This window comes from Dactylosporangium sp. NPDC000555 (assembly GCF_040300025.1).
GTDB lineage: Bacteria > Actinomycetota > Actinomycetes > Mycobacteriales > Micromonosporaceae > Dactylosporangium.
Genome location: NZ_JBEPDB010000018.1, coordinates 1 through 12,027, shown reverse-complemented (window position 1 = coordinate 12,027; position 12,027 = coordinate 1). Strand labels below are relative to the sequence as shown.

At 73.2% G+C, this 12,027-nt stretch carries 11 protein-coding genes and 1 pseudogene; 5 read left to right on the top strand and 7 right to left on the bottom strand.

The features are described from left to right. Window positions 1-10: 10 nt before the first annotated feature. Genes murD through ABT297_RS14225 form a run of 4 tightly spaced genes read right to left on the bottom strand, consistent with a single transcriptional unit; the run spans window position 11 to window position 4,776 of the window. Entirely contained in the window at window positions 11-1,366 is a 1,356-nt protein-coding gene (gene murD / locus ABT297_RS14240) for a UDP-N-acetylmuramoyl-L-alanine--D-glutamate ligase (RefSeq protein ID WP_350548759.1), read from the bottom strand. 11 nt (window positions 1,367-1,377) lie between these two features. Further along, complete coding sequence (locus ABT297_RS14235; RefSeq protein WP_350548757.1) at window positions 1,378-2,127, bottom strand: succinate dehydrogenase/fumarate reductase iron-sulfur subunit; 750 nt, start codon at window positions 2,125-2,127, stop codon at window positions 1,378-1,380. Further along, window positions 2,127-4,064 (bottom strand): fumarate reductase/succinate dehydrogenase flavoprotein subunit, encoded by a 1,938-nt coding sequence (locus tag ABT297_RS14230; RefSeq protein ID WP_350548755.1) that lies wholly within the window; start codon window positions 4,062-4,064, stop codon window positions 2,127-2,129. The genes ABT297_RS14235 and ABT297_RS14230 overlap by 1 nt, the downstream gene beginning before the upstream one ends. 1 nt (window position 4,065) lies before the next feature. After that, a complete protein-coding gene (locus ABT297_RS14225; protein WP_350548753.1) occupies window positions 4,066-4,776 on the bottom strand; it encodes a succinate dehydrogenase cytochrome b subunit in 711 nt (236 codons plus the stop codon). Window positions 4,777-4,849: 73 nt separating this feature from the next. Here ABT297_RS14225 and ABT297_RS14220 point away from each other — a divergent pair, with 73 nt between their 5' ends. The 3 genes from ABT297_RS14220 to ABT297_RS14210 all read left to right on the top strand — a co-directional run bounded on the left by ABT297_RS14220 (window position 4,850) and on the right by ABT297_RS14210 (window position 7,410). Continuing rightward, entirely contained in the window at window positions 4,850-5,758 is a 909-nt protein-coding gene (locus ABT297_RS14220; RefSeq protein WP_350548751.1) for a LysR family transcriptional regulator, read from the top strand. Between the two features lie 57 nt (window positions 5,759-5,815). Beyond that, the gene (locus ABT297_RS14215) at window positions 5,816-6,511 is read left to right on the top strand and encodes a hypothetical protein (protein ID WP_350548749.1); all 696 of its coding nucleotides are present in this window, start codon (window positions 5,816-5,818) and stop codon (window positions 6,509-6,511) included. Between the two features lie 62 nt (window positions 6,512-6,573). Beyond that, on the top strand, window positions 6,574-7,410 hold the full coding sequence (locus ABT297_RS14210) for an undecaprenyl-diphosphate phosphatase (protein ID WP_350548747.1): 837 nt from the start codon (window positions 6,574-6,576) through the stop codon (window positions 7,408-7,410). Window positions 7,411-7,457: 47 nt separating this feature from the next. On the opposite strand, the gene ABT297_RS14205 is transcribed toward ABT297_RS14210, so the two are convergent. Further along, a complete protein-coding gene (locus tag ABT297_RS14205) occupies window positions 7,458-8,153 on the bottom strand; it encodes a B3/B4 domain-containing protein (RefSeq protein ID WP_350548745.1) in 696 nt (231 codons plus the stop codon). A gap of 28 nt (window positions 8,154-8,181) precedes the next feature. Next, complete coding sequence (locus ABT297_RS14200) at window positions 8,182-10,149, bottom strand: Hsp70 family protein (RefSeq protein ID WP_350548743.1); 1,968 nt, start codon at window positions 10,147-10,149, stop codon at window positions 8,182-8,184. Between the two features lie 53 nt (window positions 10,150-10,202). Between ABT297_RS14200 and ABT297_RS14195 the strand changes: the two genes are divergently transcribed. Beyond that, entirely contained in the window at window positions 10,203-10,916 is a 714-nt protein-coding gene (locus ABT297_RS14195; RefSeq protein ID WP_502885569.1) for an ABC transporter ATP-binding protein, read from the top strand. Between the two features lie 49 nt (window positions 10,917-10,965). Here the strand turns inward: ABT297_RS14195 and ABT297_RS14190 are convergent, their stop codons facing one another. Beyond that, window positions 10,966-11,628: an HAD family hydrolase gene (locus ABT297_RS14190; protein ID WP_350548739.1), complete on the bottom strand. Its 663-nt coding sequence runs from the start codon at window positions 11,626-11,628 to the stop codon at window positions 10,966-10,968. Between the two features lie 141 nt (window positions 11,629-11,769). Between ABT297_RS14190 and ABT297_RS14185 the strand changes: the two are divergent. Then, window positions 11,770-12,027 (top strand): annotated as a pseudogene (locus ABT297_RS14185) (hypothetical protein); the annotation flags it as partial.

Genomic DNA, 12,027 nt, shown 5'->3' with positions numbered 1-12,027 from the left:
CGAGAAGAGCTCAGGAGGCGCGCGTCGCCTCGATCGCGGCGATGAAGGCCTTCGCGCGGGCCTCGTAGTTGTCGTACCGGCCGTAGCTGGGGGCCGCGGGCGAGAGCAGCACCACGCCGCCGGGCGGGACGATCTCGCGGGACAGGCGGACCGCGTCCGGCAGGTCGGCGGCCACCACCCGGCGCACGGTGGGCAGGTCGCCGACCACGTCGAGGATGTGCTCGCCGCTGTCGGGCACCGCGACGAGGGTGAGCTCCACCGCCTTGTCGCGCAGGTAGTCCCGCAGCGGCGTGTAGTCGATGCCGCGGTCCTGGCCGCCGACGATGACGGCCAGGGGGCGGCCCGCGTAGGCCTCGACGGCGTGGATCGTGGTCTGCGGCGCGGTGGAGAGCGAGTCGTTCACGAACTCCACACCCGAGGGGTCCGCGATCGGGGTGAGCCGGTGCGGCAGCGGCGTGTAGGAGCGCAGCCCGGCCTCGATCGCCTCGCGCTCGCCAGCGACATCGACGCCGGCGGCCTGCAGCGCGGCGAGGGCCACGCACAGGTTGCCGGCGTTGTGGCGGCCGCGGAGGGGAAACGCGTCGCGTGGGAAGAGCCGGTCGCCACCGAGAACCACCCATCCGTCCACGACGTGGAAGGAGTCCTCGGTGGCGGCCGGGACGAGCGGCAGGCCGGGGCGGGCGGCCAGCTCCGCGGCGAGGGTCGGGTCGGTGGCGTTGTAGACCACCGACTCCGGGCCGTGCTCGGCGAGGTTGAGCTTGTGGGCGTAGTACTGCGACGGCAGCCCGTCGCGGGTCCAGTCCAGGTGCTCCTCGAACAGCGAGGTGAGCACGGCGACGCGGGGCGAGTCCTGCAGGTCGGCGCACTGATACATGGACAGCTCGAGCACGTAGCGCTCGGCCGGCGGCAGCGACAGCACGGCGATGCCGATGTTGCCGCCGAGCTCGTTCGGGCGGCCGGTCGCGGTGAGCAGGTGCGAGATCAGCGTGGTGGTGGTGCTCTTGCCCTTGCTGCCGGTCACGCCGATCGTGTGCTTGGCGTGGTCGGCCATCCACAGCGACGTACCGCCGGTGATGGCAACCCCGCGGCGGCGCAGCTGCTGGATCCACGGGTTGGACTCGCCGACGCCCGGCGAGCGCACGAGGACCTCGACGCCCTCCAGGGCCGGGCCCATGGCCTCGCCCTCGTGCAGCGGGGCCAGCTCGGCGAGCCGCCCCTCCCACTTCGCGGCCAGGAAGGTGGTCTTGTCCTGCACGACGACCAGCGAGGCCGGGCCGACAGGGGTGATCGCCTCGATCGCGGCGACGCCCTCCCGGCCCGTGCCCCACACGGCCACCCGCCGCCCGGCGAGCTCCGACAGATGCATGAGTCGGTACTCTAGCCGCGGCGGCCGGTCGACGCCTTGCGGTAGTCGCTGTTCAGTCTCCCGATCAGGGTGAGCGGGATGCCCTTGGGGCAGACCGTGGTGCACTCGCCGGTGTTGGTGCAGCCGCCGAAGCCGGCCTCGTCGTGCGCCGCGACCATGTTCAGCACCCGGGGGTCGCGCTCGGGCTGGCCCTGTGGGAGCAGGCCGAGGTGGCCGACCTTGGCGGCGGTGAACAGCATCGCCGAGCCGTTCGGGCAGGCGGCGACGCAGGCGCCGCAGCCGATACAGGTGGCGGCCTCGAACGCCGCGTCGGCGTCCGCCTTCGGGACCGGGGTGGCGTGCGCGTCCGGCGCCGCGCCCGTGGGCGCGGTGATGTAGCCGCCGGACTGGATGATCGAGTCGAACGCGCCGCGGTCCACGACGAGGTCGCGCACGACCGGGAACGCCGCCGCCCGCCACGGCTCGACGTCGATCGTCTCGCCGTCCTTGAAGTGGCGCATGTGCAGCTGGCAGGTCGTGGTGGCCTTCAGCGGGCCGTGCGCCACGCCGTTGATCATCATGCCGCACATGCCGCAGATGCCCTCGCGGCAGTCGTGGTCGAACGCGATCGGCTCCTCGCCCCGCAGGATGAGGCGCTCGTTGAGCACGTCGAGCATCTCCAGGAACGAGGCGTCCGGCGAGATGTCCTCGACCTCGTACGTCACCATGCGGCCACGGTCGGCCGGGCCCGCCTGGCGCCACACGCGCAGCTTGATGTTCATTATTTGTAGCTCCGCTGGGTCGGGTGGACGTATTCGAACTCGAGCGTCTCCTTGTGCAGCACGGGCGGCTCGCCGGTGCCGGCGAACTCCCAGGCCGCGACGTAGGAGAACTCGTCGTCGTGGCGCAGCGCCTCGCCGTCGGGCGTCTGGCTCTCGCCGCGGAAGTGCCCGCCGCACGACTCGGCGCGGTGCAGGGCGTCGACGCACATGAGCTCGGCCAGCTCGAAGAAGTCGGCGACGCGGCCGGCGCGCTCGAGGTTCTGGTTGAGCTGCTCGCCGGCGCCGGGCACCTTGACCCGGGTCCAGAACTCCTCGCGCAGCGCCCGGATCAGCGAGACGGCCTTCGTCAGGCCCGCCTCGGTGCGCTCCATGCCGCAGTACTCCCACATAATGTGGCCGAGCTCGCGGTGGAACGAGTCGACGGTGCGGTCGCCGTCGATCGACAGCAGCTTCGCGATGCGCTCCTCGACCGCGCCGCGCGCCGCGACGACGGCCTCGTCGGTGTCGGAGACCTTCGGGAAGGGGCCGGCCGCCAGGTAGTCGTTGATGGTGTTGGGCAGCACGAAGTACCCGTCGGCGAGGCCCTGCATGAGCGCGGACGCGCCGAGCCGGTTGGCGCCGTGGTCGGAGAAGTTGGCCTCGCCGATGACGAACAGCCCGGGGATGTTGGACTGCAGGTCGTAGTCGACCCACAGGCCGCCCATCGTGTAGTGCACGGCGGGGTAGATGCGCATCGGGGTGACGTACGGGTCGTCGCCGGTGATCCGCTCGTACATCTCGAACAGGTTGCCGTACTTGGCCTCGACCGCCGGGCGGCCCAGGCGCGCGATCGCGTCGGCGAAGTCGAGGTACACCCCGAGTCCGCCGGGGCCGACGCCCCGGCCCTCGTCGCAGACGTTCTTGGCGGCGCGGGAGGCGATGTCGCGCGGCACCAGGTTGCCGAACGACGGGTAGATGCGCTCGAGGTAGTAGTCGCGCTCGTCCTCGGGGATGTCGGCCGGGGCGCGGTCGTCGCCGGCCCGCACCGGCACCCACACCCGGCCGTCGTTGCGCAGCGACTCGCTCATCAGCGTGAGCTTGCTCTGGTGCGTGCCGGACTCGGGGATGCAGGTCGGGTGGATCTGCGTGTAGCACGGGTTGGCGAACAGCGCGCCCTGGCGGTGCGCCCGCCACGACGCGGTGACGTTGCAGCCCTTGGCGTTGGTCGACAGGAAGAACACGTTGCCGTAGCCGCCGGAGGCGAGCACGACCGCGTCGGCGAAGTCGGTGGTGATCTCGCCGGTGACCAGGTCACGCACGACGATGCCGCGGGCCCGGCCGTCCACCACGATCAGTTCGAGCATCTCGTGGCGGGCGTTCATCTCCACGTTGCCGGCCGCGACCTGCCGCTCCAGGGCCTGGTACGCGCCGAGCAGCAGCTGCTGGCCCGTCTGGCCCCGGGCGTAGAAGGTGCGCGAGACCTGGGTGCCGCCGAAGGAGCGGTTGTCGAGCAGGCCGCCGTACTCGCGGGCGAACGGCACGCCCTGCGCCACGCACTGGTCGATGATGTTCACCGACACCTGGGCAAGGCGGTACACGTTGGACTCGCGGGCGCGGAAGTCGCCGCCCTTCACCGTGTCGTAGAAGAGCCGGTACACGGAGTCGCCGTCGTTGCGGTAGTTCTTGGCGGCGTTGATCCCGCCCTGCGCCGCGATCGAGTGCGCGCGGCGGGGGCTGTCCTGGTAGCAGTACGAACGGATCTTGTAACCGGCCTCGGCCAGCGTGGCGGCCGCGGACCCGCCGGCCAGGCCGGTGCCCACGACGATGACGGTCAGCTTGCGCTTGTTGGCCGGGTTGACCAGCTTGGCGGAGAACTGCCGCCGCTCCCAGCGGGTCTCGACGGGCCCGTCAGGGGCCGCCTGGTCCGCGACGGGGTCGCCTTCGATCCAGTACGTCATGTCACTTCACCAACCCGGTGAGAACGGCGAACGGCACGGAGAGGTAGCCGGCGACCAGCACGACCGACAGCGCGAGGGCCACGGCCTGGGCCCGCCGCTCCCCGCGCGGGGACTGCTGGCCGAGGGTGCGCAGCGCGGAGAAGATCCCGTGGCGCAGGTGGAACCCGACCGCCACGATCGCCAGGGTGTAGAACAGCGTCACGTACCAGCGCGACGGCGCGAAGTCGGCGACCACGTTGGCGAAGGGGTGCTCCTTGTCGCCGACCGGGTTCACCGTGCCCGTGGTCAGGTCGAGGATGTGGAAGACGACGAACAGCAGGATGATGACGCCGCCCCAGCGCATGGTGCGCGCCGCGTAGCTGCCCTGCACCTTGGGCCGGTGCGCGTAGCGGACCGGGCGGGCGGCGCGGGCCCGGCGGGCCAGCAGGACGGCTGCGAAGATGTGCGCGAGCACCGCGACGGTGAGCCCGGCGCGCTGCAGCCAGAGGAACCCGGTGCGCGGCAGCAGGGGCGCGCCGAGATCACGCAGCCACTGTCCGTAGTGGTCGAACGCGTCCTCGCCGACGAAGATCTTGAGGTTGCCGGCCATGTGCGCGAACAGGAACAGCACCAGAAGGATGCCGGTGCCCGCCATGAGCATCTTCAGGGCGACGGACGAGGTCTTCTTCCTCCGGGTTGCCGGATTCGTCCGTTCTGCCGTTATTACCGCCACACCCGCCGACGCTAGGTCGGTCCGGCTCGATTCGTCCAATGCATGAAGGCCGCAGCCACAATAGCCATAGGCTATGAGAGTGCAGTTGCAACAGCTTCGATACTTCGTAACTGTCGCCGAAGTACGACATTTCACCCGGGCGGCAGAGCGACTCGGTGTGAGCCAACCTACACTGAGTAAACAAATTCACACCCTGGAGCACGCGCTCGGCGCCCCGCTGTTCGACCGGTCCCGCGGCGGCGTGCTCCTCACGACCGCCGGCGAGACGCTGCTGCCGCTCGCCCGCCGGGTCGTCGCCGACGCCGACAGCGCCCGCGACGCGGTCCAGGAAGTGGTCGGCCTGCGCCGTGGCCGGGTGCGCCTGGGCGCGACGCCGAGTCTCTGCACGTCGCTGGTACCGGTGGTGCTGCGCGAGTTCCACGCGCGGCACCCGGACATCGAGCTGCACGTCGACGAGGGCGGCTCGCAGGACCTGGTGGCCGACCTGGTCGCGCACTCGCTGGACCTGGCACTGATCGTCGAGCCGGCGCGCGGCACCGACCCGGCCCTCGAGACGGTGCCGCTGCTGCGGGAGAGCCTCGTGGTCGCCTCGGTCTCGCCGCTGTCCGAGCGCATCTCCCTCGCCGACCTGCGCGACACCCCGCTGGTCATGTTCCGCACCGGGTACGACCTGCGCGACGCCACCCTGGAGGCGTGCCGCCGCGCCGGGTTCACGCCGCGGTACGCCGTCGAGGGCGGCGAGATGGACGCGGTGCTCGCGTTCGTCGAGGCCGGCCTGGGTGTGGCGCTGGTGCCGAGCATGGCCCTGGTCAACCGGCCGCTGCTGCGCGCGGCCCCGCTGGTCGCGCCGGGGGTGCACCGCACGATCGCCCTCGCCCAGCGCCGCGAGTCGGTCCTGCCGCACGCCGCGCGGGAGATGCGCGCCATGCTGCTCGACCACGCCGCGCACGGTTCGCTCCCCGTCGGCGTCCAGCCCCTCTGACGCCGGCGGTCCGCGCAGCCGCGCGGGAAATCCGCGAACCGGCGATACTTGTCGATCGTGGAAACCGCACGAAGCGAACGCACCCGGCAGTGGCTGGCCGCGCACGACCTGACCACGGAAGGTGACCCCGACGACGCCGCCCGCGCGATCATGCCCGAGATCCGCAACGACGCCGAGCTCGACCCGGCCGACCGGCTGGAGCTCGGCCTGGGCCTGCTCGAGCTGCTCGACACCTATTGGGTGACGGTCGAGCTGCGCTGGTTCGTCAACGCGGCGAACGACGACGTGCTCCGGGCGACGCACTGGCAGGCGATCCGCGATCATCTGGAGCAGCCGATGCCGAGCGAGGCCGTGCTGTACTCGCTGTGGGTCGACTGGTTCGAGGACATCGCCACCGTCGAGCACGCGTTCGCGGAGGTGCTCGCCAACGACGTACCGCGGCTGCCGGAGGCCGGCGACGGGCTGCTGCGGCGCGCGGCCGCGGTGCTCAAGGTCAGCGGGCCGGTGCCGTGGAAGCTCAAGCACGCCGTGTACACCGCGGCCGTGGAGGTGCCGAAGCTGCGCCCGGCGGTGTTCAACGGCCTGCTGTACAGCTACCACGACGTCTACGGCTCGCTGGAGATCACCCCGGCCCTGGAGCTGCTGGATCGCCTCGACCTGCCGGAGGACACCGCGCACCTGGCCGAGCTGCGCGCCGAGCTGCGCGAGGGACACGCAAACCGGCACCACCGCGACGCCGCGCCGCCGCAGTAGCGCTCGACTCCGTCCGGTATGTTCGCCTGCGGCGTGTCGGGCACGGCGAGGAGGAACGGGCGTTGCAGATCTGGGAAGCGATCGTGCTGGGCGTCGTGGAGGGCGTGACGGAGTTCCTCCCCGTGTCCTCGACCGGTCATCTGACCATCACCGAGAAACTGATGGGCATTCCGATCGACGACAAGGGTGTCACGGCGTTCACCGCGGTCATCCAGGTCGGCGCGATCATCGCCGCGATCATCTACTTCCGCAAGGACATCATCCGGTTCATCGCGGGCCTGTTCCGCGGGCTGCGCAGCGCCGAGGGCCGCCGGCACCAGGACTGGCGGATGGCGGTCAACGTCATCGTCGGCTCGGTGCCGATCGCCGTCATCGGCCTGGTGTTCAAGGACCTCATCGAGGGCGCGCTGCGCAGCCTGTGGTTCGTGGCCGGAGCGCTGGTGGTGTGGAGCGTGGTCATGGTCCTGTCCGAGTACCTGGGCCGGCAGAAGCGCGGCGAGGCCGACGTGGGCTGGAAGGACGCGCTGCTCGTCGGTCTGGCGCAGTGCATCGCGCTGGTGCCGGGCGTGTCCCGCTCCGGCGCCACGATCAGCGCCGGCCTGCTGCGCAACCTCGACCGGGTGACCGCCACCCGGCTGTCGTTCTTCCTGGGCATCCCCGCGCTCTCCGCGGCCGGCGTGCTCGAGGGCGTGCAGCGGGCCGACGAGATCGCCGCGACGGTCGGGTGGGTGTCCACCGCGGTCGGCACGGCGGTGAGCTTCGTCGTGGCGTACGCCAGCATCGCCTGGCTGCTGAAGTTCGTCGCCGGCCACTCGATCGGCGCGTTCGTGTACTACCGGGTCGCGGTCGGCGGCGTCATCGTCGGCCTGCTGTGGACCGGCGCCATCGCCGCCACCTGAGCGTTCCCTATCGCCGGCTCCCCTGGTCCTCGCGAGGACCAGGGGATCTAGACCACCTGGATCTCCGGGTGCTCGGCGGTGAGCATCGCCGTCGCCGGGGTCGCGCCCCACGCCTCCCGCAGCGCCTCGGCCAGGGCCTCGACCAGCTTCGGTACGTCGGATCCGGCCGTCTCGTGCAGCGCCTCGGCCACGATCAGCGTCCGCGTCGTCTCCGGCCGGATCGCGGAGCGGCCGCTCTGCCGGTTGGTCCAGCGGCGGGCGTGCGCGAACCTGGCACCGTCGGCGTAGACGACCTCGCGCGGGTCGGGGTGCTCGACGGTGCCGGCGAACGTCTCATACGTCTCGGTGCCGGCCGCGTAGCCGACCTCGAGGTCCCCGTCCACGCGGTCGACGTCCAGCGTGGCGATCGGGACGGCGTACGCCATCGACACCGCGTTGCACAGGTCCACCAGCGGGTGCAGGCTCGGCATGGCACCCTCGCGGCGCAGGCGGCGCAGGAGGGACTCCGAGGCGCAGCGGTACTGCGTGGGCCGCACGCCCTGCGCCGCGAACGCCCGCCGCCAGGCCTGGATCTCGGGCATCGCGCTCTCCCCGCCGCCGGCGAGCCGCTCGAGCGCTGCCGCGGTGTGGGCGGCGACGCCGCGGCTCACGTCGGCATCGGGGGTGACACCCTCCAGGTACAGCACGCCCGGGACGAGATCGGGGAAGTCGCGCCAGATCTCGGCGCGGTGTCGGAAACGCACCCGGCCAGTATCGCGCGCCATCCGGCGGTCAGGCCACCCGATAGGAGGCGGTCGCGGAGCGGTGGCTCGTCTTGCCGACGAGTTGGACCACGACCGACGTGCCGGCCTTGGTCCCGGCGGCGGCCACCGTCACGCTCTCCTCGACTCCGCCCCGCTCGTCGGCGGTGAGCGTGGTCAGTGTCCTGGTGCCGGCGCGCACCTCGATCCGCTCCCCCGGCCCGAACCCGCTCGCGGTCAGCCTCACCGCGGCGCCGGCCCGGCCGCTGTTCGGCTGGAGCAGTGCCGTCGCCGGCGGGGCGCTCGCGGAGGGCGCGGGGCTCGCGGGCGGGCCGTCGGCCGGCGCCGGCGTGGTGACGCTCGGCGACGGCGCGACGCCGAACAGGCTCTCGACCTTCGCCTTGCCGTCGTTGAACAGGCCGCGACCCCAGGGCGTCAGCGTCATGATGAGCACCCACGGCAGCAGCGGCAGCGCGGCGAAGCGCAGCCGGCGCAGCATCCCCCCGCCTCGACGGCGGCGCGACCCGCGCGGCTCGGGTGGCGCGGATGGCTCGTGCGGGCCGGCCGAACCGCGCCGCGGCTCGTCGTCATCGTCGGGCATGAGGTCGGCGTCGCCGTACACGGCCACGTTGCCCTGCAGCGTCACGCCCGGCCCGATGACGACCGACGGCCGTGACGCCCGCCGCGGTGGTGCGGCGCCGGGCTGAGCGCTGACCGGCGCCACGGGCAACGCACTCACGGGCGCGGCGGCCTGCACCGGAAGGGCACTGACCGGAAGAGCACTGACCGGAGCCGCGGACGTGGCCGGGAAGCCGCCGGGCGGTGTCGAGACGGCGGCCGGCGGGGAGGGTGTACCGCCGTGGATGGTGCCGGTCCACGTGCGGTCCGCAGTCGGGGACGGCACCGCGCCGGCCCCGCCGTCATTGCCGTTGGCGAGCAGCAGGGCACCGAAGGCGACCGGGAGCTCGGGCTGCTCGGGCACGACCGGGGCGAGGCCGAACCGGGCGTGCAGCCGGCTCGCCACCAGCGGCAGCCGGCTGGAGCCGCCGACGAGCACGATCGCGTCCAGCCGCGCGGGCGATACCCCCGAACGCTGCAGGACCCGGCGCGTCTCGTCGACGGCGCGGTCGACGAGCGGGCCGGCGATGCGGTCGAGCTCGTCGCGGGTCAGGTGCGTGGCGCGGTCGCTGCCGGGCACGTGGATCGGCGCCGAGGACGCCCGGGACAGCATCTCCTTGGCCTGGCGTACCTCGGACCAGAACGTGCGCCGGTCACGGAACTCGGCCACGGTCCGCGGCGCGGCGAGCCGCCGCCAGAGCTCCGGGTCGGCGGCGGCGACCAGGTGGCCGAGGTGGCCCACGAGCGCCGCGTCGACGTCGGTGCCGCCGAGGTCGGCCAGTCCGCCGGTGGCCAGCACGCGCAGGCCCGCGGGCGCCGGGCCGGGCGCCTCGACGACGGTCACGTCGAGCGTTCCGCCGCCGAAGTCGAAGACCACCGCGCAGCGGCCGGGGGCCAGGCGTCCGCCGAGGGCGCGCACGCAGTACGTCGCGGCGGAGACCGGCTCGTCCACCAGCGCGACCCGGCCGAGCCCGGCGCGCGCGGCGGCGTCCAGCAGCACCGCCCGGCGGGTGTTGCCCCAGTCGACGGGGCAGGTGAGGACGGTCGCGCCGGGCACGGGCACACCGGTCTGGGCGGCCTCGGCGGCGGCCCGGCGCAGCACGGCGGCGAGCAGTTCGGCGACGGGCAGCTCCCGGTCGCCGAGCAGGATCACGCCCTCGTCGACGCGGCCCTTGGGGTTCGGCTCGTACCGCGCGGCGTCGGTCAACATGTGCCGCTCGGCGTCACGGCCGACGAGCAGCGCGCCGGCGGCATCGGCGAAGACCGCTGAGGGCAGCAGCGGGCTGCCGTCGAACAGCAGCGGGCGGGGCGTGCCGTCGCCGCGGTCGACGACCGCGACGGTGTTGGAGGTGCCGAGGTCCACCGCGAACCGGAAAGGCATCGCGGCATCGTACCGGCAGCGGGCACCCGGTCCCGGCCCGCGACCAGGCCCACTTGCAGGTGCCGTCCGGTTCCTTCCTGGTACTCGTCGGCGCATCCGGCTGCGGCAAGAGCACCCTGCTGCGGCTGATCGCCGGGTTCGAGCGGCCGGCCGCCGGATCCGTCCGGGTCGCCGGGGCCGAGCCCGTGCCGGGCCGAGGCGCCGGACTGGTGTTCCAGGCGCCGCGGCTGCTGCCCTGGAAGACGGTCGGCGGCAACGTGGAGCTGGCGCTGCGCTATGCCGGGGTGCCGCGCCAGGAGCGGGCGGAGCGGGTGGCGCAGCTGCTGGCCCGGGTCGGGCTGCACGACGTCGCCGGGCGCCGGACCTGGCAGATCTCCGGCGGCCAGCAGCAGCGGGTGGCCATCGCGCGCGCACTCGCCGTACCGAATCCGCTGCTCCTGCTGGACGAACCGTTCGCGGCCCTGGACGCCCTGACCCGCGAACACCTCCAGGAGGATCTGCGGCGGGTGAGCGCGGAGACCGGGCGGACCTGCGTGTTCGTCACGCACAGCGTGGACGAGGCCGTGTATCTCGGCAGTCGCGTGATCGTGCTGACGAGCCGGCCCGGGCGCATCGCGCTGGACCGCGACATCGATCTGCCGCGCGCCGGCGTGGAGCCCGACGAACTGCGCGGCCTGGCCGCCTACGCCGCCTACCGCACCGAGATCGGCCACGCGGTGCGCGAAGCCGCGGAGGACAGGTCAAGGAGCGGCTCGCCGACGAGCTGACCACCGGATCACGCTGCCGGCGACGTCCCGGCCGGCGGACCGCGGGCGCTCACGCCAGCGCGCTGAGGACCTTCGCCAGCGGGGCGTCCACGGCCGCGCGCAGGAACAGATCGGCCGCGGCGAAGCGGGACGGGTCGGCGTACCGGTTGGGGATCGCGACGCAGCGCAGGCCCGCCGCCCTCGCCGCGGCCACGCCGTGCGGGGTGTCCTCGAACGCCGCCGCGCGGTCCGGCGCGACGCCGAGGCGGTGCAGGGCGAGCAGGTACACGGCCGGGTCGGGCTTGTGGCCGGCGACCTCGTCGCCGTACGCGGCAGCCGTGAAGCGGTCCAGGTCGCCCGTGCGGGCCAGGTGGTCCTCCACCCACGAGCGCGGCGAACTGCTGGCCACGGCCAGCCGCAGGCCCAGGCCGCCGGCCTGGTCGAGCCAGTCGCGGATCCCGGGCGCCAGGCCCAGCCCGGCGTGCAGGGCGTCGCGGTAGGCGACCCGGCGGGCGTGGCTGGTGGCGCGGTCGTACCCGGGGCCGACCGCGGCCGCGAGCTCGGCGTAGCGCTGCTCGGTGACGTCGCCGCCGTGATCGGCGAAGAACCTGGTCTCGTCCAGCCGCAGGCCGTGGTGGCGCCACTCGGCCCGCCAGCACTCCAGCAGCGTGGACTCCGTGTCCATGAGCAAGCCGTCGAAGTCGAAGACGAGGGCGTCCAGGCCGCGGAGCATGGCCGCGACACTACGGGCGCGATCCGGGCCGGCCCGGCACGTCCGTGGCCTCCTATGATGCGTGTCACGTCCGGCGGCGGAGCACCGGCCTGGCCGGTCCGGCGATACCCGAGGACGGCTCGTATCCAGTACGGTGCCTGCGTGTATCACGGGGAGAACACCGAGCCGGTGGGCGCTCCGGCCGCGCCGGGCTCGGACGAGCCGACGGTGCCGGCCGGTCCGGGTCCCGCCGCGCCTTCGGCCGCACCGGTGGTGTCGCCGGGCGTGGTCGTCGCCGGCGAGCCGCCGACGACTCCGGCGGTGGTGATTCCGCAGCAGCGCGGGCCGGAGATGCACGCACCGCCGGCTTCCGTGCAGGCCTACCCGGCGCCGCCGCCCTCGGCCCCGGCCTACTCCGCG

What these genes read in the sequence shown, in the direction of transcription:
- murD (WP_350548759.1), bottom strand. Translation starts at nt 1,366, where the DNA reads ATGCATCTGTCGGAGCTCGCCGGGCGGCGGGTGGCCGTGTGGGGCACG.
- ABT297_RS14235 (WP_350548757.1), bottom strand. Translation starts at nt 2,127, where the DNA reads ATGAACATCAAGCTGCGCGTGTGGCGCCAGGCGGGCCCGGCCGACCGT.
- ABT297_RS14230 (WP_350548755.1), bottom strand. Translation starts at nt 4,064, where the DNA reads ATGACGTACTGGATCGAAGGCGACCCCGTCGCGGACCAGGCGGCCCCT.
- ABT297_RS14220 (WP_350548751.1), top strand. Translation starts at nt 4,850, where the DNA reads ATGAGAGTGCAGTTGCAACAGCTTCGATACTTCGTAACTGTCGCCGAA.
- ABT297_RS14200 (WP_350548743.1), bottom strand. Translation starts at nt 10,149, where the DNA reads ATGCCTTTCCGGTTCGCGGTGGACCTCGGCACCTCCAACACCGTCGCG.
- ABT297_RS14190 (WP_350548739.1), bottom strand. Translation starts at nt 11,628, where the DNA reads ATGCTCCGCGGCCTGGACGCCCTCGTCTTCGACTTCGACGGCTTGCTC.